Here is a 24,939-nt window from a genome sequence, read left to right on the forward strand (position 1 = left end):
GTGGTGGTGTAATCATGCTGCAAAAGGTTGAAGGAATTGTTATCAGAAAAGTGGACTACGGTGAAACAAACGTAATTCTTACTCTTTTTACGAGAGAAAACGGAAAAATAGGAGTTATGGCAAGAGGGGCGAAGAAACCAAAAAGTCGCCTCTCTTCTGTTGCGCAGCTCTTTACATACGGTCATTTTGTTTTTCAGCAAAGCAGGGGGCTGGGTTCTCTGAGTCAAGGTGAAATCATCGACTCGTTCAGAGGCATCAAGGAAGATTTGTTTAAAACAGCTTATTGTGCTTATATGGTTGAATTTCTTGATAAGGTGACAGAAGAGAAAAAAACTCAGCCCTATTTATTTGAACATGTTTGGCAATCTTTCAACCTTATAAATGATGGTGCAGATCCAGAAGTTATCACGTTTATTTTTGAGATGAAAATGCTGCAGCAAGCGGGCATTGGCCCCCAAGTAAATCACTGCGCCAACTGCGGCAGAACCGAAGGGGAATTTGCCTTTTCCGTGCGGGAAGGTGGTTTTCTCTGTGACAGGTGCTGTCACCTGGACCCTAACAGGATTCCGCTGACTCGACCAGCTGCAAGACTCCTTCGCCTGTTTTATCATTTTGATTTAAATCGGCTTGGAAATGTATCGTTAAAAAAACAGACAAAGAACGAAATCCAGTTTATTCTATCTACCTACATTGATGAGTATTCAGGGATGTTCTTCAAATCTAAAAAGTTTTTGGATCAATTGAATAAATTTGAATAATAATGTTGCTTTTATACCTTTTAGCTTCGTTTGCTCCCTTAATTAGTATATAATGTTTAATAAAGAGTATAACACATTTCAAGTTTGCTAAGGTGGTGCGAACAATCGAACTGAATAAAAGGCAACAAACAATATTGCAGATCGTAAAAGACCATGGACCTATTACGGGGGAACATATTGCAGACCGTTTGCATTTGACAAGAGCTACGCTTAGGCCTGACCTAGCCATTTTAACGATGGCGGGTTATTTGGATGCCAGACCCCGTGTTGGCTATTTTTATACAGGCAAAACAGGCTCCCAGCTATTGACTGAAAAAATCAAGAAGATACAAGTCCATGAATTTTCATCGATCCCCGTTGTGGTTCCTGAATCTTCAACCGTATATGAAGCGATCTGTACCATGTTCCTTGAAGACGTGGGAACTTTGTTTATTGTGAATAAAAACTCTCATCTTGTTGGAGTGGTTTCAAGAAAAGACTTATTGAGAGCCAGTATGGGAAAACAGGAATTAAATGCCGTCCCTATCAACATTATTATGACCAGGATGCCGAATATCACATACTGTTTTAAAGAAGACCATTTACTGGATGTTGCCCATATTCTCATCCAAAAGCAGATTGACGGGCTGCCGGTCGTAAAAAAAGCTCCCAATGACGAAGGGTATGAAGTAGTGGGAAGAATCACGAAAACGAATATTACAAAGGCCTTTGTTGAATTGGCCAGGGATGAAATGATTATTTGATCTTCGCAATCAGGAGGTAATGATGACTGACCATATAAATCGCCCAATGATTTATGTTGTATCCGATTCTGTTGGCGAAACTGCGGAGCTTGTTGTAAAAGCAGCGGCCAGCCAATTTAATTCAACTGCCATTGAGCTTAAGCGGGTTCCATATGTAGAAGATAAGGAAACCATTAAAGAAGTAGTGGCATTAGCTAAAGAACATCAGGCTCTAATCGCGTTTACACTCGTCATACCAGAAATGAAGGAGTTTCTCCTCCAGCAGGCACTGGTTTCGGGAGTGGTTGCAGTAGATATTATCGGTCCGATGATGAACCAGATGCAGCAGCTTCTTCAGCAGGTTCCGAGATATGAGCCAGGAATTGTACATCAGCTGGATGATGATTATTTCCGGAAAGTTGAAGCCATCGAGTTTGCTGTTAAGTATGATGATGGAAGAGATCCAAGGGGAATTTTAAAAGCCGATATCGTTTTGGTAGGAGTGTCAAGGACGTCTAAAACCCCTTTGTCGCAGTATCTGGCTCACAAACGACTGAAAGTGGCCAATGTTCCGCTTGTTCCTGAAGTCGAGCCACCGGAGGAATTGTTCAAAGTCTCTGCTAAAAAGTGTTTCGGTTTAAGCATCACTCCTGAAAAACTAAACGATATCCGCAGAGAAAGACTGATGGCTCTTGGGTTAAATTCTGAGGCTAATTATGCCAATATCAACCGCATCAGGCAAGAGCTTGACTATTTCACTAAAACAATAGACCGGATCGGCTGTCGGGTCATTGATGTTTCAAACAAAGCCGTAGAGGAATCAGCAAATCTCATTTATAACATTTATACGGGCAAAAACTACCGATAACCATATCGCGTACGAAATCGTTTGATTTTGTACGCTTTTTTCTGCCGAAGTTATTTTTCTGGCATTATTATAAATTTTTAGCTATAATATAAAATTGTGATTAAAAGTTAGCAATGGAACCTAGAATAGGATAAGAATGTTCTTTCCAGAGCACAGGACAGACTGATTCTATGAAACAGCATTCTTCAACAAGACGTAAAACAAAAAAAGGTTTTCTTCGACATGTTTATTTTGTAGAAGGATTCTTATGGAGGATGTAGAAATTTAATTTATGTCTAATTCAAAATCAAAAGTATGGGTAGATGGAGATGCATGCCCGGTTCCGATTAGGAATTCTATTATCGAACATTGTCGGGAATTTAATTTATCGGCATTTTTTGTCATTTCATATGCCCATTATACAGCCCCTTCACCTGGTGTAGAATGGATTCTGGTCGATGCCAACCGTGAAGAAGTAGACCTGTATTTAATGAATCATTCAATGAAAGGAGATATTGCGGTTACTCAGGATTTTGGCCTGGCCAGTATCCTGGTCCCAAAAGGTGTGATTACGTTCCATCCCCGCGGTTTTTTATACCGGGAGGAAAATATGGAAAAAATGCTTTTTGAAAGGTATATTTCCGGGAAAGAAAGAAGAGCCGGCAAACGTACAAAAGGACCAGCGAAGTTTCAGGATTCTGATCTTGAACGTTTCTCCGGACAATTTAAAAAAATGTTGTCGAATATTGAAGGATTTCAATAACTCTTAACGAATAACTATAACCTGTGTGATTTTTACAGAGGAAAGTAAATAAAGCGGTGTTTAAACATGGCAGAACGAATTCCGGACGAACTGATAGAAAAAGTACGAACATCTCAAGATATTGTTGAACTAGTCAGTGACTATGTAACCTTGAAGAAACAAGGGCGCAATTATTTTGGCTTATGCCCATTTCACGGAGAGAAATCCCCTTCCTTTTCTGTTTCGCCTGATAAGCAGATCTACCACTGTTTCGGTTGCGGAGCAGGCGGTAATGCTTTCTCTTTTCTAATGAATATCGAAGGATTTTCATTTCTTGAGTCAGTGAAGCATATTGCACAGCGAACGGGAATAGATTTACCTCAACTGGAACGGCAGTCTGGAAACAGCAAATCCTCAGATAACCGGGCAGTCATGGGCGAGGCTCATGAACTTTTGGCGAAACTATTTCATCATTATCTGCTCAATACTGAGCAAGGTTTGAAAGCTCTCGACTATTTAAAGGGCAGAGGGTTTTCGGATGAAGTCATCTCCCGGTTTCAAATCGGGTTTGCACCTGATTCCTGGGATGCGGCCACCAACTTCCTCAGCAGAAGAAACTTCTCGCTGGAGCTCTCTGAAAAAGCCGGTTTGCTTGGCAAACGGGACTTTGACGGTAAATTCTTTGACCGGTTCAGAAACCGGATCATGTTTCCAATCTGGGATAAAAACGGTAAAGTCATCGGCTTTGGGGGCAGAATTTTGGACAGCGGGGAACCCAAATATTTAAACAGCCCTGAGACCTTGCTGTTTAATAAAGGCAAGAACTTGTATGCCTTGCATTTATCCCGTCCGGAAATGAGGAAAAAACAGCAGGCTGTTCTATTTGAAGGGTATGTTGATACGATTGCTGCCTGGAGAGCAGGCATTGAAAATGGGGTGGCTACACTTGGAACTTCTTTGACAGAAGATCAGGCAAAACTGCTGAAACGAAATGTACCTTCTGTCGTTATCTGTTATGATTCGGATCATGCAGGTGTTGAAGCCTCCTTTAGAGCTTCATCGATTTTATTAAAAGCAGGATGCAATGTGAAAATTGCGAAAATGCCAGACGGTCTTGATCCCGATGACTATATCCAAAAATATGGAGCCGAGAAGTTTAACAGGGATGTAATAGGGGCAAGTTTAACCGTAATGGCTTTTAAAATTCAATATTACAGAAGAGGTAAAAATCTCAACGATGAAGGAGAACGAATGCTCTATATCGAAGAGATAATAAAGGAAATCAGCCAATTGCCTAATGCGGTTGAAAAAGACCATTATTTAAGGCAGCTTGCTGATGAATTTAACCTCTCTCTGGAAGCTCTAAAGCAGCAGCAGTTTTTTACAGCTAAGCAGCAAAAGCGAAAAAAGGATAATGTTGACACAAACAGGAATAATAATCCTAGGAATAATACTTACTATAACAAACCGCTTTTGCCTGCCTATCATAATGCTGAACGGATTCTACTTGCGCATATGCTGAAAAACACAGACGTTGCCATCAGGGTTCAGGAGTTACTGGGAGCATCATTTAACATTGAAGAACACAATGCGGTTGCAGCTTATTTATATGCCTTCTATGAAGAAGGAAATTTGCCCAATGTTGGTTTGTTCCTGCAGCGCATTGAAGATGACAGGTTAAAAAAGATTGCTTCCGAGCTGGCGATGCTGACTGTCAATGAACATCTTTCCGATAAGGAAATGAGTGATTATATAAGACAGATCACCAACTATCCTAAATGGCTGGTGATACAGGGTAAAGAAAAGCACAAAAAGGAAGCGGAACGCGGGCAGGATTTTGCCAGGGCGGCCCAAATAGCAATGGAGATACTTCAAATGAAAAAAGAATTAAAAGGCTGATTATTTTTTTGTTGAAGTGTGGAAGGAGGGGATCGAATGGCTGAGAAACCAAACCGTCGCGAGACGGAGGGCGAATTAACCATCGATCAAGTAAAAGAGCAACTAATTGAAGCAGGGAAAAAGAATGGTGCGCTGACCTATACGGTCATTACCAACAAACTAGCGCCTTTTGATCAGGATTCAGAGCAAATGGATGAGTTCTACAATTTCCTTGAAGAACAGGGTGTAGAAGTAACCGATGAATCTGATTCTGATGAAGAAGAGCCTAAATTTGAAGCAGGCAAGGAAGAAGAAGAGTTTGACCTCAACGATCTCAGCGTTCCTCCAGGGGTGAAAATTAATGACCCTGTCCGAATGTACTTAAAAGAGATCGGCCGCGTGGATCTTCTTTCTGCAGAAGAAGAAATTTCCCTTGCTAAACGAATCGAAGAAGGTGACGAAGAAGCAAAACGCCGCCTTGCTGAAGCGAACCTTAGGCTGGTTGTAAGTATTGCCAAGCGTTACGTAGGCCGCGGGATGCTCTTCCTTGATCTTATTCAGGAAGGCAACATGGGACTTATTAAAGCGGTTGAGAAGTTTGATTACCGTAAAGGCTATAAGTTCAGTACGTATGCCACATGGTGGATCAGACAGGCTATAACACGAGCTATCGCTGACCAGGCAAGAACCATCCGTATTCCTGTTCATATGGTAGAGACAATAAATAAATTGATCCGCGTCCAGAGGCAGCTTCTGCAAGACTTGGGCCGCGAACCGACGCCTGAAGAAATTGGTGCGGAAATGGATCTCACTCCGGACAAAGTACGCGAAATCCTGAAGATCGCCCAGGAACCTGTTTCTCTTGAAACACCGATTGGTGAAGAAGACGATTCCCACCTTGGTGACTTCATTGAAGACCAGGACGCACTAGCTCCTTCTGAAGCTGCAGCTTATGAGCTGTTAAAAGAGCAGCTCGAAGATGTACTCGATACCCTCACCGACAGAGAAGAGAATGTTTTGCGTTTAAGATTCGGTCTTGATGACGGCCGTACACGTACTCTGGAAGAAGTTGGGAAAGTCTTCGGAGTAACCCGTGAACGGATCCGCCAAATCGAAGCTAAAGCACTTCGAAAACTCCGCCATCCAAGCAGAAGCAAGAGATTGAAGGATTTCTTGGAATAAAATAGATAAGTGATAAAGTCTGCCCTTGCCGGCAGGCTTTTTTATTTTGCTTAATGATTTATTGAACGAACGCAGGAAAATAGAACATAATAACATTTTTACCAGTTATTATTATCCATTTTACTGATAAATTTAGCTGAATGCAAATCACCCGGATAAAAAAAGACTTCCAAAAGAAGGAAAAATAAACGTAAAAATAATAATGTTAATGTTGTAAAAATTCTGCCTTTATATCTATAATAAACTTGAAAGCGATTACACACAATGGTGAAATTATACAAAAGGTGGGGTCATCCATGAATTACGCATTGACAGATGAGCAAGCAATGATACAAAAAATGATGAGGGAATTTGCTGATGAAGAAGTTGCGCCTGGCGCAGAACAGAGAGACAAAGAAAAAAAGTTCCCTGTTGAAATTTTTCAGAAGCTAGGGAAGCTGGGAATCATGGGCTTGCCTTTCCCTGAAGAATATGGCGGCGGAGGGGCAGATACCATTTCTTTTGCGATCGCAGTAGAAGAACTAAGCCGAGCATGCGGTTCTGCCGGTATCACGTATTCGGCACATGTTTCTCTTGGCGGAGCTCCCCTCTATTTGTTTGGAACAGAAGAGCAGAAGCAAAAATATCTTGTGCCAATCTGTACAGGAGAATCGATGGGTGCTTTTGGTCTGACTGAACCGAACGCTGGCTCAGATGCTGGGGGAACACAAACAACCGCTGTGAAACAAGGCAATCAATGGGTGATCAGCGGAAGCAAGTGCTACATTACAAATGCAAGCTATGCCAAGCATCTCGCACTGACAGCAATTACAGGGAAAAATGACGGCAAGAAAGAGATAAGTGCCATTATTGTTCCAACTGACTCTGAAGGTTTTAAAGTGATCGATAACTATGAGAAACTGGGGCTTCATTCTTCAAACACTACTGAATTAATCCTTGACCAAGTAAAAGTTCCAGAGGAGAATTTGCTCGGACAGCGTGGAGATGGTTTTAAGCAATTTCTGATCACGCTTGACGGCGGACGTATTGGTATAGGTGCGATGGCAGTAGGCATTGCACAGGCTGCCTATGACAAGGCTCTTGCTTATTCTAAAGAGAGAAAGCAGTTTGGGACCGCTCTTTCTAAATTTCAGGCGATTCAATTCAAACTTGCTGACATGGCAATGAAGATTGAACTGGCGAGGAACATGGTATACAAAGCCGCCTGGTTAAAAGACCAAGGGAAAAGGTTTTCCAAAGAAGCAGCAATGGCGAAGCTTTACGCTTCAGAGGCTTGCATGCAGATCTGTTCGGAAGCGGTTCAGATTCACGGTGGTTACGGGTACATGAGAGACTATCATGTAGAGCGCTATTTCCGTGATGCTAAGCTGACTGAAATTGGTGAAGGAACGTCTGAGATTCAAAGAATGGTAATATCCAGAGAAATCGGCTGTTAATTCTAAAGAATGGGGTGAATTATGACAGAGCTGCAATCCGTAACTATTGGAAAATATCTTGAAGAGCAAGTGAAGAAATTCGGCTCTCGTGAAGCTGTTGTATACAGCAAATTAGGAATCCGGTATTCCTATAAAGAATTTTACGATTTAACTGCGAAAGTAGCTAAAGGATTAATGTCACTCGGTATTAAAAAGGGAGATCATATTGCAGTCTGGGCAACCAATGTGCCGGAATGGATATTGCTGCAATTCGGCTCAGCAAGAGCGGGGGCGGTATTAGTAACGGTAAATACCAGCTACCAGCAGACTGAACTGGAATACCTCCTAAAACAGTCAGATTCAAAAGCCTTATTTCTCATAGAGGGCTTCAAAAACACGTCCTATGTACAAATGGCTCAGGCTGTTCAATCCAAAAACGAACAATTCCCTCTGCTGGATCAATTCATTTATATAGGCAATGGCCAGCCAGAAGGGATGTCAAACTGGGAAGAGATGCTTCGTTCAGGAGAAAACATTTCCGATGAGGAGCTCCTAGAGAGAGAAAAATGCCTGGAGCCTTCAGATGTCATTAACATGCAGTACACGTCAGGCACGACTGGTTTTCCAAAAGGGGTCATGCTGACGCATAGTAATATTCTTGGAAACGCTCATCGTTTGGCGGCAGCCATGAGGTTAACTGAACAGGACCGTCTATGTATTCCGGTACCGTTCTTTCACTGTTTTGGGTGTGTGATCGGAACGTTAACAGCAGTTTCCGCTGGAGCAGCTATGGTACCCATCGTTCAATTCAGTGCAAAGGAAGTCCTGGAGACCGTCGAAAAGGAAAAATGCACGGCGCTTCACGGCGTACCTACAATGTTCATTGCAGAACTGAATTATGAAAATTTCCAGCAGTACGATTTAAGTTCGCTTCGGACAGGAGTGATGGCAGGATCTACTTGTCCAATTGAAGTCATGAAGAATGTCATCAGTAAAATGGGAATGTCAGAAATCACAATTGCTTATGGACAGACAGAAACCTCGCCGGTCTTTACTCAAACGACACCTGATGATCCTATTGAAAAGAGGGTGGAGACGGTTGGGAAAAAGCACCCGGGTGTTGAAATCAAAGTTATCGATCCTGCAACAGGCAAGACGGTACCTTTTGGAGAACAGGGGGAACTCTGTACAAGAGGCTACCATGTGATGAAAGGATATTATAAGATGCCTGATGCGACCAGAGATGCGATTGATCAGGAGGGCTGGCTCCATACCGGTGATCTGGCTGTGATGGACGATGAGGGCTACGTGGCCATCACCGGCCGTTTGAAGGATATGATCATCCGCGGCGGTGAAAACATTTACCCGCGAGAAGTCGAAGAATTTTTATATTCGCATCCTTCAATTCTCGATGTTCAGGTGATCGGAGTTCCGGACGAAACATTTGGAGAAAAAGTGGCTGCCTGCATCCAGCTAAAAGTGGGGCATAGCATTGGGAAAGAAGAACTGGCTGCCTATTGCCAAGGAAAGATATCCAAGTTCAAAATTCCTGAATACATGATTTTTGTAGACGAATATCCAATGACGGCATCTGGTAAAATTCAAAAGTATAAATTGCGTGAGGAGGCTAAAAAGCAAATTGAAGCAGAACAAGGTATAGTGACCTGATCGTCCGCAACGCGGGCGTTTTTTCTTTGCTGCATCAGGTGATCATTTAATATGAAATCCATACACTATGTTTAATTCCAAGTTTGAAGGCTTTTTACAAAACTAGTAAAAGTTTAACTTTCTCTTTCCTTCGACTCTTTTTTCAAGTAAAATAGGATATGGATTGTTAGCACTTACATAAGCAGGCAAAATGTACATCAAATGTATAACAGATGAAGGAGGAAAAATGATGAAACGTAATCCGCTTATTCCTTTTATCTTTACAGGAGTAATTGGCATTATTCTCATTATCGGCATGTCATTTTGGGGAATACATAATCAGGAACAAGCGAAAAAGGAAAAAGAACAGGCTGCACTTGATCCTGCAGCAATTTTTAAACAAAACTGTTCTTCCTGCCATGGCCAAAACCTGGAAGGCGCGGTTGGTCCTAACCTTCAAAAAGTCGGAGCCAAATATTCAAAAGAGCAAATCACTAATATTCTTAAAAATGGTAAACCTGGCGGAATGCCCGCTGGTGTCGTAAAAGGCGAAGAGCAACAAATCATTGCAAAATGGCTTTCAGAGAAAAAATAAAAGAAGCTGACTTCAATCAACAGCCTTATGGCGTTATGATTGAGTCGGCTTTTTTACTTTTTTCCTGTGACATGATAATAATAAGTAGTACGATAATAAAAACAGGTGGATAAAAATGAAACGAGATAACCTTTCCTTAAGACTTAAAACAGTAGCAAATTATGTGCACCGGGAGGCAGTGATAGCTGATATTGGTTCGGATCATGCCTACCTTCCATGCTATTTAGTACTTGAACACCAAGTTGTATATGCGATTGCGGGTGAAGTAAATGAGGGCCCCTATCAATCAGCATTAAAAGAAGTACAATCAGCGAACCTCCAGACTAAAATATCAGTCCGCAAAGGAGACGGTCTTGAAGTGATCTCTCCCAACGAAACGGATGTAATCACCATTTGCGGAATGGGCGGTCAACTGATTGCCAGTATTTTAGAAAAAGGGAAATCCAAGCTGAAAGGTGTTAAAAGACTAATATTGCAGCCGAATGTAGGTGCAGACTCGGTCAGAATTTGGCTTAAAAATGAAGGATGGACCTTAACTCAGGAGGAAATTTTAAAAGAAGACGGCAAGATTTATGAAGTACTGGTGGCAGATCGCCAAGAAGGGAACCAGCCATATACTGAGAATGAAACGCTTGAACTATTGCTGGGCCCTTTTTTGATGAAGCAAAAGAATGAGGCATTCATTGAAAAATGGAGAGGCGAGCTTGAGCAGTGGACCAAAATCCTTCAGCAAATGGAATCAAGCCAATCTCCTGATTCGATGGAGCGAAAACGGCAATTGATGAAAAGAATAGAATCCGTAAAGAAGGAGCTGGAATCGTGAATAAATACGCAAACGGGCACTCGGTCATTGGTGAGCTGCATGCCTTGGCACCAAAACATCTTGCGGAAGAAGGAGACCCGATCGGATTGCAGGTCGGAAATTTGAACAAGCCTGTAAAAAAAGTCATGATTGCCCTGGATGTATTGGAAGAAGTAGTGGATGAAGCGATTGAAAAAGGAGCGGAATTGATCATCGCCCATCACCCGATGATCTACCGACCGCTGAAAAAAATTGATCTCTCCATGCCGCAGGGAAGAATGGTTGAAAAGCTCATTAAAAATGACATAGCAGTATACGCAGCACACACGAATCTGGATGTAGCGAAGGGCGGAGTGAACGACTGGCTGGCTGAGGCCTTGCACCTCGAACAGACAGAAGTTCTTAAAGGCACCAAAGAGATATCCCTTGTCAAACTTGCGGTATATGTGCCGGAAGAACAGGCGGATACTGTCAGAGAAGCCATGGCCGCGGCAGGAGCAGGTCATATCGGTCAATATAGCCATTGTACGTTTAATACGTCAGGTGAAGGTACCTTCAAGCCTCTTGAGGGGACAAATCCTTTTATCGGCACGAAAGGAAAGGTTGAAAGGGTAAATGAAATCAAAATAGAAACGGTGATTTCTGAAGACCTGGTGAAACAAGTCATATCCTCCATGAAGAAAGCTCATCCCTATGAAGAGGTGGCTTATGATCTGTATGAACTGAAAAACGAAGGAGAAACCCTCGGGATTGGAAAGATTGGCCGTCTTGCGGAAGAAATGCCGTTCGAAGATTTTATCCAGCACGTCAAACAAACATTGGATGTACCAGCCTTGCGTGCGGTGAAAGGGCACTCGAGGCCAGTCAGAAAGGTTGCTGTGGTAGGCGGTGATGGAAACAAGTTCATATCTGCTGCCATCATGAAGGGGGCAGATGTGCTCGTAACAGGGGATATGTATTATCATAATGCCCATGATGCCCAGGCAGCAGGCTTGTCCATAATCGATCCCGGACATAATGTGGAGAAAATCATGAAAACAGGACTCTCTAATTTTTTATCAGTAGAATTGAAAAAAAAGGGCTACGCTACCGAAGTCATTTCTTCTGCAGTTCATACCGATCCATTTCTTTTCTATTAAGCTCCATAGTCAATGTTGTTCTTTTTGGGTGGGGTGTGATTGAACCGCCCTCTGAAACGCTGATAAGCCGGCTATCACCCCTTAATATTGAAAAAAAAGACTTGAGGGTCTCTTTTAATCAGAGTATGCGATGTTCAATAGGATAGAAATACAACAATATGCTTTAACAAAGCCAATTATTAAAAATAAAAGGCTGACAAACCACTTGGTTATGTCAGCCTTTTTATTATTGCTTCGTTTTTACTTTTGGCAAGATCTTGCTTAAGCTTACTTTTCTTTCTTTTTCCCAAGTCGAAGGATCTTTATCGTCATATTGCTCTAAAAAAGAGATAACTTCCTTCGTGATGGGGGTAGGGGTGGAGGCGCCGGATGTGATGCCGACGATGTTCACATCTTTAAGCCAATCCAGTTCAATTTCAGTGACATCGGCAATACGGTAAGCTGGTGTTCCTGCAATTTCCTGTGAAACTTGTGCCAGACGGTTCGAATTGTTGCTTTTCGGATCGCCTACAACAAGAACAAGATCACATTCTTTTGCCTGCTCTGCAACAGCTTCTTGTCGGACCTGTGTAGCCAAACAGATTTCTTTATGAACCTCGGCGTTAGGGTATTTTATCAGCAGCTGTTTAATGATCTCAGCTACATCCCACTGGCTCATCGTCGTCTGATTCGTAATAAGAATCTTGGCGTTCTCAATCGTCAGGTTGGCAATGTCCTGTGTGTTTTCAATCAAATGAACCGCATGGGGAGCGATGCCAATCGCACCTTCCGGCTCAGGATGGCCCTTTTTGCCAATATAAATGACTACATATCCTTCTTTTTCTTTTTCCCGGATTAAGTCATGTGTTTTGGTAACATCTGGACACGTTGCATCAATTTCGATCAGCCCTTTTTCATGAGCGATGCGTCTCACTTCTGGAGATACTCCATGAGCTGTGTAAATAACAGTGCCCGACTCAATGTTGCGGATGATGTCCAAACGGCTCTTCCCGTCCAGCGTAATAATTCCCTCTTCTTCAAAAGCATCGGTAACATGTTTATTATGAACAATCATGCCCAAAATATAGATAGGCCGGGGCAATGATGGATCTTTAGCCGCCTGTCTTGCTAATACCATGGCATCAACTACGCCATAGCAATAACCTCGAGGAGATATTCTAACAACCTTCATTTTCATCTCTCCCTTATAAACTAAAAAGATCGGCTGTTCAGATGAAATGGTCTGAACACCTCTTCCCATTATAAAGGAGAGCGTATAAGAAAACAATGAAGCGGACTTTGAGCTAAATGAACAGCTTTGGTGGAGGCTGCAGGCGTGTGACCGGTCTTTTACTCGATGATTTCGGCGGCTTTCCAACATTTTTTACTTTTCTGGCTGCAGGACCGATAATAATTTTAGCGTCTTCTGGAGTGCCTGCCGGTATATCATAAGGAAAGCTGCTTTCTTCCAGCATCTCGCTGTCTACTGCAACTTTTACAGGCTTAGCTTCAGTTTTGGGTTTCTCTTTCTTTTTAGGTTTGCTTTGAGGAGCTGCTTCTTTTTTTGCTTTTGTTCTTTCGTCTCTGGCTTCTTTTTTTTCTTTTATCGTTTTGTTTGTGTTATCTCTAAATTCTTTTAAGGACTTCATCATGTCCGGTAGATTTTTTACCATTGGCCCGTACTGTTTTACCATGGGACCCATTGTTTCAGCAACCTGCAGCATTTTTTGAACGTTTTCCACCATGGTCAGAACGTTCAACGGCGATCTGGCCGCACCGCCTAGACCGGCTAGAGACCGCATGCCCGCTGGAGGAGTGAATCGCTGTCCAGGCGGTATACCCGCCGATCGTCCGCGCTGAGGACCTATAGGGGGATATGGATGCATTGTTTGACCCTCCCTTCAGAAAAATACCCTTCACTTAAAGATATGAAAGTCTGGCTCAAAGGTGTGCGGATGTCTTGGCAAAACGGCAGATCTTCATAGCTAATTTTCAAGACTTCATCTATAATACTAAAAGTAGACAATACAAATGGAAAAAAGTCAGGTGATAAAAAATGAAAACAGCGTTTGACCGTTTAAATATAAAACCGTTTTTATTAAACGCAATGATCGAGCAAGGATTCAAAAAACCGACAGATATTCAGGAGCGAGTTGTTCCGGGAATTCTGAACGGTTATGACATTATCGGACAGTCACAGACCGGTTCAGGTAAAACTTTAGCTTTCCTTTTGCCGGTACTGAATAAGATCAATACCGAAAAAAATGAAATTCAAGCAATCATCACGGCGCCTACCCGTGAACTCGCACAGCAGATCTTTGAGGAGTATGAAAAGCTGTCGGAATACTTTCCTGAAGATGATTTCATCCGGGCGAAGACGGTCGTTGGTGGAACCGACCGAAAAAGAATGGCTGACCGTCTGAAGAATGCCCCGCATTTGATCATCGGTACACCAGGGCGCATTAAAGACTTGGTGAACAATGAAGGAATCAATATCTTTTCGGCAACGACGCTCGTTGTTGATGAAGCTGATCAAATGCTCGATATGGGATTCATTGAAGACGTCGACCAGGTGGCAGCACGTATGGCAACAAAAATTCAAATGCTTGTGTTTTCCGCGACAATCCCGGAAAAGCTGCAGCCGCTGCTTAAAAAATATATGAATAATCCGCGCCATGTTCATGTGAGCCCTGAACAGACGACAGCGAAAGAAATCAAACATGTTTTGATTCCGCTAAAGCATAAGGACAAGATAAAGACTTTGATCGAAGTTGCAAAAGCGTATAATCCTTACCTTTGTTTAGTCTTCGTCAACACGAAGAAAACAGCAGATGAAGTAGCGGATGCCATGCTCGCAGAAGGCATGAATGCCGAGCGGCTGCACGGCGATGTTCCTCCGCGTGAACGGAAGAATATCATGAAACGAGTGCAAAAAGCAGAGTTTCAATATGTTGTAGCGACTGACCTGGCAGCGAGGGGCATTGATATTAAAGGGGTAAGTCATATCATTAACTTCGAGCTCCCGGCCGATTTGGATTATTATATCCATCGTACAGGCCGGACAGGCCGTGCTGGAATGTCAGGCATCGCGGCAACCATCATTGAACCTTCTGATCAGCTCGCTATTCAAAAACTGCAGAATCGAAAAATTCTGTTTGTTCAAGAAGAGCTGAAGAACGGGGAATGGAAAGAGGTGCCCCTTCGAATAAGAAAGGCCACTGTCCAAAAAGGAAGCACAGGTGCAAGTGTACAGAAACCTAAAAAAGTGAAGCCAGGCTATAAAAAGAAGATGGCAGAAGAAAAACGCAGAATGGAAAAAAGGCAAAATCGCAATAAAAGATAATCATCAAGGTTAGAGAAGGAGATCAGGTATGCTGAAACTAGGATCACACGTATCAATGAGCGGAAAGAAAATGCTTCTTGGGGCAAGTGAAGAAGCAGCTTCCTATGGAGCCAATACTTTCATGGTTTATACTGGTGCGCCTCAGAATACCCGCAGAAAAAAGATTGAAGATCTGAACATTGAAGCGGGTATCAAGCATATGCAAGAAAATGGCATGACAGAATTGGTCGTGCACGCACCATACATCATTAACATCGGAAACTCAGTCAAACCGGAAACTTTCCAGCTGGGCGTTGACTTTCTTACTTCTGAGATCGAACGTACAGCTGCCATTGGCGGAAAGCAAATCGTTCTTCATCCCGGAGCCCATGTTGGTGCGGGAACAGAAGATGGGATCAAGAAAATTATTGAAGGTTTGAATGAGGTGCTGACACCTGAACAAAATGTTCAGATTGCACTGGAGACTATGGCAGGAAAGGGTTCGGAATGCGGCTGTACGTTTGAAGAATTGGCTTCTATTATTGATGGGGTTCACCTTAACGATAAGCTTTCCATCTGCTTTGATACTTGTCATACGCATGACTCTGGATACGATATCATCAATGATTTTGATGGAGTGCTGAACACATTTGACAAATTGATCGGCCTTGATCGTCTGAAGGTTCTTCATATCAATGACAGCAAGAATGAGCGCGGAGCCCGAAAGGACCGCCACGAGAACATCGGATTCGGAAAGATCGGTTTTGATGCATTAAACTATATCGTCCACCATCCGCAGCTTGGCGATGTCCCTAAAATATTAGAGACACCTTATGTTGGAACAGATAAGAACAATAAAAAACCTCCATATCAACTGGAGATCGAAATGCTGAAGAATAAAGAGTTTGTTCCGACTTTGCAGGAACAGCTCCTAACTGTATAAAAAAAGAGGCGGAAAAACGCCTCTTTTTTATCTGTTTAAATAATTGTTGATTAAGTATTGGATGTAATTTGCTTTCTCGCGGCTCACTTCTGCGGCAATCGCTTCAATGATTTCTGCACGCTGGGCAGCATTTGTTATGTTAATGTTGTATCTTCTTAAAATCCCGATCACTTTATTGGCTTCCTGCATGGAAACCGGAAACTGATACTGTCCTGCCAATTGAACGAGTTCCTGGGCAGTAAGCTGATTTAATTTCGAGTTGAGCATGTGGACCATAAAAGGATTCATTTTATCCCCTCCTATTCACCCTATCCTATGAAGGAGCGGAAAAAAAGTGAACAGAAAAAAGCCGCTTAGAGCGGCTTTTTAGTAATTTATATCACAGAATGAAACATGAAATTTATCAGAAATAATAAGGCGATTACATACAGTGGTGCAGGGATCTGCTTGCGCTGTCCCACTGCCATTTTCAAAACGGGATAAGCGATGAAACCGAAGGCCAGCCCGTCAACAATGCTGTATGTTAAGGGGATGAGCGCGATGATCAAAAACGCAGGAAATCCTTCTGTAAAATCAGAAAGCGGGATATGCTGTATATTTTGGACCATAAGACCGCCAATAATAATCAGTACAGGCGCGATTGCTCCATCTGGTATCATGCTGAGGAATGGAGTGACAGCAATCGAGGCAAGGAACAAGATCCCTGTAACGACACTCGTCAAACCCGTTCTGCCTCCTTCGGAAATCCCGGCAGCACTCTCTACTGTAGAAATGGTAGGGCTTGTACCAAGTACGCCTGAAATGAGAGATGCAACAGCATTTGCCTGAAAGGCTTTTGGGAATTTTCCGCGATCTGGCAGAAGGCCGTGAAGGAGCCCCATGTTTTCAAATGTAACAATCATCGTAAGTGAAAACGTAGCAATCCAGAATGGAAGGCTGAAGATTCCTTTGAAATCTGCTCCGAAAAAGAGCTCCATAAAGGGCGCCAATTCAAGTTTATTATGAGTATCCTCCGTGCCATTCGCCCAGCCGGTTAGATAACCGATCAGGCAAGTAAGCGCAATTCCAATCAAGAAGCTGCCTTTCACATTTCTTGAAAAAAGAAACAAGGTTACGACCAGCCCTATGATGGTGAGCAAAGTGGTCGGATGCCCTAAATGTCCAAGCTTCACAAAAGTAGTAGAACTGGCTTCAATAATTCCGCCTTTTTGCAGGCCGATAAATGCTAGAAATAATCCAATGCCAACCGTTATACTATGCTTTAAAGAAGCTGGAATACTTTCTGCCAGTACATCCTTAAGCCGGGTTGAGGCAACAGCCAAAAATAGAATACCTGAGATGATAACAGCAGCAAGCGCTTCTCTCCATGAAAGCCCCATACCTTGTATGATGGTATAGGTAAAAAAGGCGTTTACGCCCATACCCGGCGTTAAAATGATCGGAGCGTTCGCATAGAATCCCATAAAAAAGCATCCGGCTACAGAGGTCAGGATAGTGGCAAGAAGTACGCCGTAATAAGGCATTCCTGCATCAGCCAGTATTAAAGGATTGACGATAATAATATAAGCAATGGTGAAAAATGATGTAACACCAGCAAGTACTTCCTGTTTTATGGAACTGCTGTGTTTCTCTAACTGAAAAAATTTTGATACGTTCAAGTGTTTCCCTTCTTTATTTACTTATCCCTCTCCCACCCAGCAGCCAAGAGCTGCCAATTAAAAATTATAACGCAATGCCTCCTTCTTGACTACTCCTTCTTTTTAAAGGTTTCAAAGTGGAGGGGAAGTAGCATTAAACAGAGCAAGGGATGATAGAAATGACATATAAAGCAGTATGTTTTGATATGGACGGTGTATTGGTTGATACGATGAAAGACCATGCAAAGGCGTGGAACTATGCCTTTGGTGAGCAGGGCCACATCATTAGTGAAGATTACTTTTACGAGCTGGAAGGAATGCCGGGGATGCAGACCATTCTTCATGTCAATAACCGCCATCTGCTCAAATTATCTGATACTGAACAAGAAGAAATCTATCATAATAAACGGTCGCATTTTATACAAAATTCTACCTATGCCTTCTATGACGAAACCGTTGATGCCATCCTGGCTTTAAAGGAAGCAGGGATACCGATCGCTCTTGCGACAGGGAGCAGAAAAGAGTTTGTACAGGAAGTACTTGAAAAGCTCCGGGTCTCATTTGATGCTGTAATTACAGGCGATGATGTTGAAAAAGGTAAGCCTTCACCAGAGCCTTATGAAAGAGTGTTTAAGCAGTTTTCGTATTCAGCTGAAGAATGGATTGTCGTTGAAAACGCACCGCTTGGTATTCAGGCCGCTGATGATTCCGGTGCCTATGTTCTTGCGCTGCTGACCACACTTCCTGAAGAAAAGCAGTCCAGGGCAGATGAAATTCTCAAAGATCATGGGAGGTTGAAGGAGTACTTGCTGAGAAAGCTGAGAGGATAAGCTCGCTATTTTACAAAATGAGAGGTTTCTTGTATACTTTACTGGAATTTAAATCGTAACCGTTACTATTAGATGGAGGCGCGTATGTCACAGCAAGCTGTTAAACCAGCCGTTAAGATAGAGGATCTTTCCTTCCATTATGGAGACCGAAACGTTCTTGAACATATTACATTTGAGATTCCTGAAGGATCGTTTATGGGACTTGTCGGTCCGAACGGCTCTGGCAAATCCACCTTGATCAAATGTATTTTAGGGCTGTTAAAACCGCAATCCGGCAAAGTTTTTTTGTTCGGAGAGCACTTGAGCCAATTTAGAAACTGGGATGAGATAGGGTACGTGTCCCAAAAAGCCAATAGTTTTAATACAGCTTTTCCAGCGACTGTCTATGAGGTGGTATCGATGGGGCTGTTCGGCAAGGTTGGCCTGTTCCGGTTTTTGACCAAGAAACATAAGCAGAAAATCATTGAGGCGATTGAAACCGTAGGCATGATACCTTACATGAACCGAAATATTGGTGAACTTTCGGGCGGCCAGCAGCAAAGGGTGTTCATCGCGAGAGCGCTTGTCAGCGACCCGAATCTGCTTATCCTGGATGAACCGACTGTCGGTGTCGATTCTGCATCGGTTTCCAGCTTCTATCAGATGCTGAAAAACCTGAACCGCGAGAAAGATCTGACACTGCTCCTTGTTACACATGATGTAGGTGTCATGTCTGACTATGTCACCCATGTGGCCTGTTTGAATAAACAGCTGCACTTTCATGGAAATACAGCTGAGTTTGAGAAAACCTCTAAAGAAGGCTTTTCACAAATGTATGGGCACCATGTCCATGTAATAGAACATCAACATTAACCGGAGGAAGAGTGGATGTCATTCCCGTTTTTTCAATATGATTTTTTGCAGAATGCATTTCTTACAGGAATTATGATTGGTCTATTGGCCCCTGTACTTGGTGTATTTATTGTTGTTAGAAGACAATCTTTAATTGCAGATGCACTGTCGCATATTACACTGGCAGGAATTGCAGCAAACCTGATGCTGGGACGTAACGTCGCATTTTTCAGCGGGCTGAATCCTCTATATATGGGGATGGTCTTCTCGGTCGGGGGCGCAGTGGGGATCGAACAGCTGCGCAAAGTATATAAGCATTATGAAGAACTTGCCATACCAATTATCATGTCAGCCGGAATCGGACTGAGTGTTATTTTTATCTCACTTGCGAATGGTTTTAATACGGACTTATTCAATTATTTATTCGGAAGCGTACTGGCTGTTAAAGAATCCGATGTATGGACAATCTTTTTTATTCTTTTGCTTGTGTTTGCCTTTGTACTGTTTTTATATAAAGAATTATTTGTGCTCTCCTTTGATGAGGAGCAGGCTGCTGTTTCTGGGATTAAAGGAAAGTGGATACAGTTTCTATTCATTGTCATGGTGGCTCTTGTCATTGCTTCTTCCATGAAAATTGTAGGCATTTTGCTTGTTTCTTCTTTGATGACATTGCCGGTTGCAGCCAGTATCCGGCTTGCGAACGGGTTTAAGCAGACATTTGTTTTGTCTGTCATCTTTGGCGAAACAGCGGTCATTCTTGGCCTCATTCTGTCTTATTATCTGGACTTTGCCCCTGGCGGCACTATCGTAATGATCTCGGTCATCATTTTATTGCTGTCGCTTTTGTGGAAAAAGCTGCGTTCCAGAAGAAAAATAGCGATTAACCAATAGTGGAGGTGCAGTATGGACGTTTTAACCGCCATTCATTTATTGAAAAAGAAGGGCTATAAATATACCGATAAACGGAAAGACATCCTTCAATTGTTTTCCGATGAAAAAAGGTATCTAAGCGCCAGAGATGTTCAAGATTCACTGAAAGAGAATTATCCTGGATTGAGTTTTGATACCATTTACCGCAATCTTTCTACCTTCTCAGACCTGGATATATTAGAAGAGACTGAACTGGAAGGGGAGAAAAAATTCCGGTTCACTTGTCCTACACAGGAACATCATCATCATTTGATCTGTTTGAAGTGCGGAAAGACAAAGGAAATCAATGCCTGTCCGATGGAAAATGTAACCACAGATTTGTCGGACTTTACCGTTACCGGACATAAATTCGAAATTTATGGTATCTGCCAGGTATGTGTAAACTGATCGAGGATTGAGGTATGACTTTCCTCTAAATGTGGCATCCTAGCCGTAAAGGAGGAGAGTCATTTTGCCAACAGTAAAATGTAATGTAGCCAACTGCACATATTGGGGAGAAGGCAACAATTGTGTAGCCGATGCCATCCTTGTTGAAATCGATAAGCATGCCAACAATAGATACGATATGGAAGCAAGCGGTGATCTGGGCGGAGATGCCAATCACAAAGACAACGCCGATAAACCGGCTGAAACCTGCTGCCATACATTCAAGCGAAAACAATGATAAAAAAAGGAGCGTTTACCGCTCCTTTTTTATTTGCCGCTTCAGCTTTTCATTAAATTAACAACTATATTTACCTTGTTTAAAGCCATACTAAAAACGCTCCACCAAAGAAAGTGAGGGATTCGGTATGGCAGAAGATAAAGAATTTGAATCGGAATACAGAAGAGAACCTGTTAACCGGGATTCGGATTACAGAGAGGAAATGGCTGCTGATGTTGTCCCGATCACGAGCGGAGCAGCTCTTCCTGAGTATGATCGTCCCCGAGACGAACGTGAGCATGTAGAAAGAGAAAGACATGAAGAAAGAGATGACCGCGGCCAGGCAGGAAGGGTAATCGGAATGTTTTCCGTTATCCTGTCTGTTCTGTCATTGTTCATTCTTCCTGTCCTTTTCGGGGCTGCCGGTATTATCGGCGGTTTTATTGCAGCTAGGCGGGGAGCAACCACTTCAGGTTACTGGGCGATCGGAATTGGGATTGCTTCCATTGTCATCAGTTTATTATTTGCCCCCTTCTTTTAAATACAGGAGCAAAAAAAGCCTGCCGGTTCATCCGGCAGGCTTTTTGTTATTATACAAATTCAGCTTGTTGTTTGGCATGATGTTCTTCAGCCAATTTATCGATTTCTTTTTTCAGCTCATCAAGAAGCTGATCTTCTGGAATCTTGCGTACAATTTCTCCGTGGCGGAAAAGCAAACCTTCGCCTCTTGCGCCTGCGATGCCAATATCAGCTTCGCGCGCTTCTCCTGGTCCGTTAACGGCGCAGCCGAGTACAGCAACCTTAATCGGCGCACGAATTTTAGAGATATATTTCTCTACTTCATTTGCGATTGAAATCAGGTCAATTTCAATTCTTCCGCATGTAGGACAAGAAATCAGTGTAGCTGCATCAGAAAGCAATCCGAACGATTTCAGCAGCTCTCTTGCCACTTTCACTTCCTCAACAGGGTCTGCACTTAAAGATATACGGAGTGTGTTTCCGATTCCTTTGCTGAGGATAACACCCAATCCTGCTGCACTTTTTACGGTTCCGGCAAAAAGAGTACCGGATTCTGTGATGCCGAGATGGAGAGGATAGTCAAAGGCTTGTGCTGCTTTTTCATACGCTTCTATTGCCAAGTTAACATCAGAAGCCTTCATGGACACGATAATGTCATGAAAATCAAGATCTTCGAGAATCTTAATATGATCAAGTGCACTCTCAACCATGCCTTCTGCAGTCGGGTATCCGTATTTTTCAAGATATTTCTTCTCGAGAGAGCCCGCGTTAACACCGATACGAATCGGAATACCTTTAGCTTTTGCTGCTTTAACGACAGCTTCTACTTTTTCTTTGCGCCCGATGTTGCCCGGGTTGATTCTGATCTTGTCGGCGCCGCCTTCAATCGCTTTAAGAGCGAGCTTATAATCAAAATGAATATCAACGACAAGCGGAATGGATATTTGTTTTTTTATATCGGCAATAGCCTCTGCTGCGCGCATGTCAGGACAGGCGACGCGGACAATTTGGCATCCTGCCTCTTCCAGGCGTTTGATTTCTGCAACAGTAGCTTCAACATCATGTGTTTTTGTAGTCGTCATGCTTTGAACGATTACCTGGTCGTTGCCGCCGATTGTTAAAGGGCCGACTTTGACAGGTCTCGTTTTTGAACGATGCGTAATTTCACTCATTGGTGAACCGCTCCTTTAATTTCTAGTATGACAGATAAAAAGCAACATCTGTACAGTAGTACATTTTATCAAGGGTTCCTTTAGTTTGGCAAGAAATCTAGTGTTTTAGTTCTTTATAGACCGGAAAATTATACATCCTTCCAACTTGAATGCTTTCAGGCCGGATATTGTGATTATATCTCTGAAAGTCCTTAATAATCTCAGGAATTGGCTTGGAAAGGGAAGCGGGGTTCACCTTTTCAATGATCGAAAGAACGGTATCTCCAGAAGAAACTTTCACTTTTTTATAAGGTGTGCTATTTTTTATACTGACCGCAGAAACGGGGGCTGGTTTTGAGCTATAGGACTGTAGAGTTCCAATTTTGAGATCATAAGCAATGGTATAAACAATAACTAGTGACAGGCAGAAGAGCAGAAATTTTTTCAAAGGCTTGTCCCCCTTTTGATATATGGAGAATATATATGCTGCGGCCTCTCGGTTTATTCCTTTAGACACCTATTTTTCAAGTATTAAATTGCTCCTTGAAAGTTATGTGGTGTAAAATGGAAGTATATCTGCAAGAAAAAGAGAAAGATACAGGGTCAAAAAGGGAAATACAAACAATGAGGTGGAGTATAAACATGAAATGGAATGCAAAATGGTTAGTGCCAATAATGGTCGTACTTACATTCATGGTACCTTTAAAAGCATTTGCTGATGCAGCGCCTGGAGATGTAATCGTAACACTTGGCGAAGATCTGACACCTGACCAAAAGGCAAAAATCTTAGAAGAGATGGGTGTTGACTCTAACGTTGATTCCGTAAATGTAACGAACGAAGAAGAGCATCAATATCTCGGTAAGTATATTTCCAAAGCGCAATTAGGAACACGTGCTATCTCATCTTCAAAAATCACACTTGCCGAGAAGGGGAAAGGGCTGCATGTGGATTCAAAAAACATCAACTGGGTAACCGACAGCATGATTGTTAATGCTCTTGTAACAGCAGGAGTAAAGGATGCAGACATCTATGTTACTGCTCCGTTCGAAGTGTCTGGAACAGCTGCTCTTACAGGAATCCTTAAGGCCTATGAACAGAAAGCTAACGTGAATATCCCTGAGGAAAAGAAGCAAGTTGCCAATGAAGAGGTTGTAAGAACGGCACAGCTTGGTGATCGAATCGGAACGAAGGAAGCCACACAGCTTATTACAGAAATCAAACAAGAGCTGGCCAAACATCCGGTTAATAATGAAGATGAACTTCGTGATCTCATCAAACGGGTAGCTGAGCGTCTCGGAATTCAGCTGACAGATGAAGAGCTGAACGGACTCGTTTCACTATTTAACAAAATGAAGGATCTTAACATTAATTGGGATAATGTTCAAAATCAGCTGCAGAATGTCCGTGATAACCTGGATGGATTTTTAAATAAAGACGAAACGCAATCTTTTCTCCAAAAGTTCATCGACTTTATTATTTCCATAATTGATGGCATAAAAGGCCTGTTCCAAAAATAAGAAAAAGCAAAGAAGGAGCCTGGTTAGGGCTCCTTCTTTTTTTATCCTTTTGGCTGTGGAGTTTCTTTAATGGAAAGATGAAGAAAAACAGAAGCCACTGCCCAATAGATGAGAAAAGAGAAGGGGACGTCTGTATGTAAAAGTTTCATGATGGCAAAGAAAACAGTAGGAAGTGTTACGGCATAGGCAGACATGATCCACAGCTGCCTGTAAGAAAGCTTTCGATGGCTGATATTTTGCAGCACCAATCCGATGACGGCCAAAACCGTAACTCCGATAAACTTTAACGCGACCGTAAAGACATAGATAAATAAAAATAACAAAGGTATCAGCACCGGCAGCAGATCGAATAAGGTGTTTGTCCAGGAACTGATATCTTTCTTGGTCAGCTTCACATCGCCGAGGGTATTGTAAGGAACCTTCTGAGTTTCTCCGCCGGATATGACGATTGCTTCGTTATGCAAGAGAGCGATCACGTTTGTATAATCTGATAGATCATCTTCTTTTATTGATCCTGTTGTATCAAAAATGAAGGTTTCACTGCTGTCTGTACGAACAACAGGCTTTTTCAGATCGGATGTTAGCTTTCCGTTTTGCAGCGAAAAGTCAGGAATCTCAGAAGTCATTGATTGCTTGAATTCATCTATGCCCGATTTAAAGGCTAAAGAAAAGGCAATACCCACCGGGATTGATGTCAGCAGGATCAAAAAAAATACATAGCCTATGGCTTTGCCGATTCCCTGAAAACGAAGACGGGCAATCATCGGAGGGGAATACAGGCTTTTGAAAAAATGTTTGAAAATTCTCATTGAACTCCTCATTTCCTGAATGGTCTGTATTAATTTTAGCGAATAATGTGGAAACAGACAATGAGAAGACCATTCCTTTGTAAAGGTTTTGCGAAGCGCC

Annotated in this window: 27 protein-coding genes; 20 read left to right on the forward strand and 7 right to left on the reverse strand. The window is 42.5% G+C overall.

The features are described from left to right. Positions 1-14: 14 nt before the first annotated feature. From recO to OKX00_RS09295, 11 genes are all read left to right on the forward strand, one after another. Positions 15-758 carry a DNA repair protein RecO gene (recO, locus tag OKX00_RS09245; RefSeq protein WP_265410194.1) on the forward strand — a complete coding sequence of 248 codons (744 nt, stop codon included), beginning with the start codon at positions 15-17 and terminating at the stop codon, positions 756-758. A gap of 92 nt (positions 759-850) precedes the next feature. After that, positions 851-1,501: a transcriptional regulator CcpN gene (locus OKX00_RS09250; protein ID WP_082316198.1), complete on the forward strand. Its 651-nt coding sequence runs from the start codon at positions 851-853 to the stop codon at positions 1,499-1,501. 22 nt (positions 1,502-1,523) lie between these two features. After that, positions 1,524-2,348, forward strand: coding sequence for a pyruvate, water dikinase regulatory protein (locus OKX00_RS09255; RefSeq protein ID WP_175501848.1), 825 nt, complete (start codon positions 1,524-1,526; stop codon positions 2,346-2,348). 271 nt (positions 2,349-2,619) lie between these two features. Continuing rightward, entirely contained in the window at positions 2,620-3,090 is a 471-nt protein-coding gene (locus tag OKX00_RS09260) for a YaiI/YqxD family protein (RefSeq protein WP_082683435.1), read from the forward strand. A gap of 66 nt (positions 3,091-3,156) precedes the next feature. Then, the gene (dnaG, locus tag OKX00_RS09265) at positions 3,157-4,968 is read left to right on the forward strand and encodes a DNA primase (protein ID WP_265410195.1); all 1,812 of its coding nucleotides are present in this window, start codon (positions 3,157-3,159) and stop codon (positions 4,966-4,968) included. Positions 4,969-5,004: 36 nt separating this feature from the next. Further along, positions 5,005-6,129, forward strand: coding sequence for an RNA polymerase sigma factor RpoD (gene rpoD / locus OKX00_RS09270; protein ID WP_053357843.1), 1,125 nt, complete (start codon positions 5,005-5,007; stop codon positions 6,127-6,129). 296 nt (positions 6,130-6,425) lie between these two features. Then, positions 6,426-7,565: an acyl-CoA dehydrogenase gene (locus OKX00_RS09275; RefSeq protein WP_062234899.1), complete on the forward strand. Its 1,140-nt coding sequence runs from the start codon at positions 6,426-6,428 to the stop codon at positions 7,563-7,565. 21 nt (positions 7,566-7,586) lie between these two features. Next, the gene (locus OKX00_RS09280) at positions 7,587-9,212 is read left to right on the forward strand and encodes an AMP-binding protein (RefSeq protein WP_265410196.1); all 1,626 of its coding nucleotides are present in this window, start codon (positions 7,587-7,589) and stop codon (positions 9,210-9,212) included. Positions 9,213-9,441: 229 nt separating this feature from the next. Continuing rightward, positions 9,442-9,786: a cytochrome c550 gene (gene cccA / locus OKX00_RS09285; protein WP_053357846.1), complete on the forward strand. Its 345-nt coding sequence runs from the start codon at positions 9,442-9,444 to the stop codon at positions 9,784-9,786. 115 nt (positions 9,787-9,901) lie between these two features. Further along, complete coding sequence (locus OKX00_RS09290; RefSeq protein WP_265410197.1) at positions 9,902-10,609, forward strand: tRNA (adenine(22)-N(1))-methyltransferase; 708 nt, start codon at positions 9,902-9,904, stop codon at positions 10,607-10,609. Continuing rightward, on the forward strand, positions 10,606-11,727 hold the full coding sequence (locus OKX00_RS09295; protein ID WP_265410198.1) for a Nif3-like dinuclear metal center hexameric protein: 1,122 nt from the start codon (positions 10,606-10,608) through the stop codon (positions 11,725-11,727). The genes OKX00_RS09290 and OKX00_RS09295 overlap by 4 nt, the downstream gene beginning before the upstream one ends. Positions 11,728-11,953: 226 nt before the next feature. On the opposite strand, the gene OKX00_RS09300 is transcribed toward OKX00_RS09295, so the two are convergent. Together OKX00_RS09300 and vrrA are read right to left on the reverse strand one after the other, a co-directional pair. Beyond that, positions 11,954-12,898, reverse strand: coding sequence for a 4-hydroxy-3-methylbut-2-enyl diphosphate reductase (locus OKX00_RS09300; protein ID WP_062234911.1), 945 nt, complete (start codon positions 12,896-12,898; stop codon positions 11,954-11,956). Between the two features lie 112 nt (positions 12,899-13,010). Further along, entirely contained in the window at positions 13,011-13,592 is a 582-nt protein-coding gene (gene vrrA, locus OKX00_RS09305; protein ID WP_062234914.1) for a VrrA/YqfQ family protein, read from the reverse strand. A gap of 170 nt (positions 13,593-13,762) precedes the next feature. Between vrrA and OKX00_RS09310 the strand changes: the two genes are divergently transcribed. Then, positions 13,763-15,049 (forward strand): DEAD/DEAH box helicase, encoded by a 1,287-nt coding sequence (locus OKX00_RS09310; protein ID WP_265410199.1) that lies wholly within the window; start codon positions 13,763-13,765, stop codon positions 15,047-15,049. 28 nt (positions 15,050-15,077) lie between these two features. After that, positions 15,078-15,971 (forward strand): deoxyribonuclease IV, encoded by an 894-nt coding sequence (locus OKX00_RS09315; protein ID WP_091004618.1) that lies wholly within the window; start codon positions 15,078-15,080, stop codon positions 15,969-15,971. A 27-nt stretch (positions 15,972-15,998) separates the two neighbouring features. Here OKX00_RS09315 and OKX00_RS09320 read toward each other — a convergent pair whose 3' ends face one another. Further along, positions 15,999-16,259: a DUF2624 family protein gene (locus OKX00_RS09320; RefSeq protein ID WP_265410200.1), complete on the reverse strand. Its 261-nt coding sequence runs from the start codon at positions 16,257-16,259 to the stop codon at positions 15,999-16,001. 86 nt (positions 16,260-16,345) lie between these two features. Further along, positions 16,346-17,629 (reverse strand): NCS2 family permease, encoded by a 1,284-nt coding sequence (locus OKX00_RS09325; RefSeq protein ID WP_265410201.1) that lies wholly within the window; start codon positions 17,627-17,629, stop codon positions 16,346-16,348. A gap of 158 nt (positions 17,630-17,787) precedes the next feature. On the opposite strand from OKX00_RS09325, the gene OKX00_RS09330 reads away from it, so the two are divergent. From OKX00_RS09330 to OKX00_RS09355, 6 genes are all read left to right on the forward strand, one after another. Then, positions 17,788-18,438: an HAD family hydrolase gene (locus OKX00_RS09330; protein WP_265410202.1), complete on the forward strand. Its 651-nt coding sequence runs from the start codon at positions 17,788-17,790 to the stop codon at positions 18,436-18,438. A gap of 84 nt (positions 18,439-18,522) precedes the next feature. Beyond that, on the forward strand, positions 18,523-19,290 hold the full coding sequence (locus OKX00_RS09335) for a metal ABC transporter ATP-binding protein (RefSeq protein ID WP_265410203.1): 768 nt from the start codon (positions 18,523-18,525) through the stop codon (positions 19,288-19,290). Positions 19,291-19,305: 15 nt separating this feature from the next. Further along, the gene (locus OKX00_RS09340) at positions 19,306-20,160 is read left to right on the forward strand and encodes a metal ABC transporter permease (RefSeq protein ID WP_265410204.1); all 855 of its coding nucleotides are present in this window, start codon (positions 19,306-19,308) and stop codon (positions 20,158-20,160) included. A 12-nt stretch (positions 20,161-20,172) separates the two neighbouring features. Further along, positions 20,173-20,586: a Fur family transcriptional regulator gene (locus OKX00_RS09345; RefSeq protein WP_265410205.1), complete on the forward strand. Its 414-nt coding sequence runs from the start codon at positions 20,173-20,175 to the stop codon at positions 20,584-20,586. 64 nt (positions 20,587-20,650) lie between these two features. Continuing rightward, the gene (locus OKX00_RS09350; protein WP_265410206.1) at positions 20,651-20,863 is read left to right on the forward strand and encodes a DUF1540 domain-containing protein; all 213 of its coding nucleotides are present in this window, start codon (positions 20,651-20,653) and stop codon (positions 20,861-20,863) included. 127 nt (positions 20,864-20,990) lie between these two features. Continuing rightward, positions 20,991-21,383, forward strand: a complete 393-nt coding sequence (locus tag OKX00_RS09355; protein ID WP_053357860.1) for a hypothetical protein — start codon at positions 20,991-20,993, stop codon at positions 21,381-21,383. Positions 21,384-21,432: 49 nt separating this feature from the next. Here the strand turns inward: OKX00_RS09355 and ispG are convergent, their stop codons facing one another. Together ispG and OKX00_RS09365 are read right to left on the reverse strand one after the other, a co-directional pair. Then, complete coding sequence (ispG, locus tag OKX00_RS09360; protein WP_265410207.1) at positions 21,433-22,533, reverse strand: flavodoxin-dependent (E)-4-hydroxy-3-methylbut-2-enyl-diphosphate synthase; 1,101 nt, start codon at positions 22,531-22,533, stop codon at positions 21,433-21,435. Positions 22,534-22,630: 97 nt separating this feature from the next. After that, a complete protein-coding gene (locus OKX00_RS09365) occupies positions 22,631-22,960 on the reverse strand; it encodes a hypothetical protein (RefSeq protein WP_265410208.1) in 330 nt (109 codons plus the stop codon). A gap of 194 nt (positions 22,961-23,154) precedes the next feature. On the opposite strand from OKX00_RS09365, the gene OKX00_RS09370 reads away from it, so the two are divergent. Then, complete coding sequence (locus OKX00_RS09370) at positions 23,155-24,030, forward strand: DUF1002 domain-containing protein (protein ID WP_053357863.1); 876 nt, start codon at positions 23,155-23,157, stop codon at positions 24,028-24,030. Between the two features lie 41 nt (positions 24,031-24,071). Here OKX00_RS09370 and OKX00_RS09375 read toward each other — a convergent pair whose 3' ends face one another. Next, positions 24,072-24,839 (reverse strand): DUF1189 domain-containing protein, encoded by a 768-nt coding sequence (locus OKX00_RS09375; RefSeq protein WP_265410209.1) that lies wholly within the window; start codon positions 24,837-24,839, stop codon positions 24,072-24,074. Positions 24,840-24,939: the final 100 nt, after the last annotated feature.

Origin of the sequence: Fictibacillus sp. KU28468, assembly GCF_026153615.1 — a bacterium.
GTDB lineage: Bacteria > Bacillota > Bacilli > Bacillales > Fictibacillaceae > Fictibacillus_C > Fictibacillus_C marinisediminis.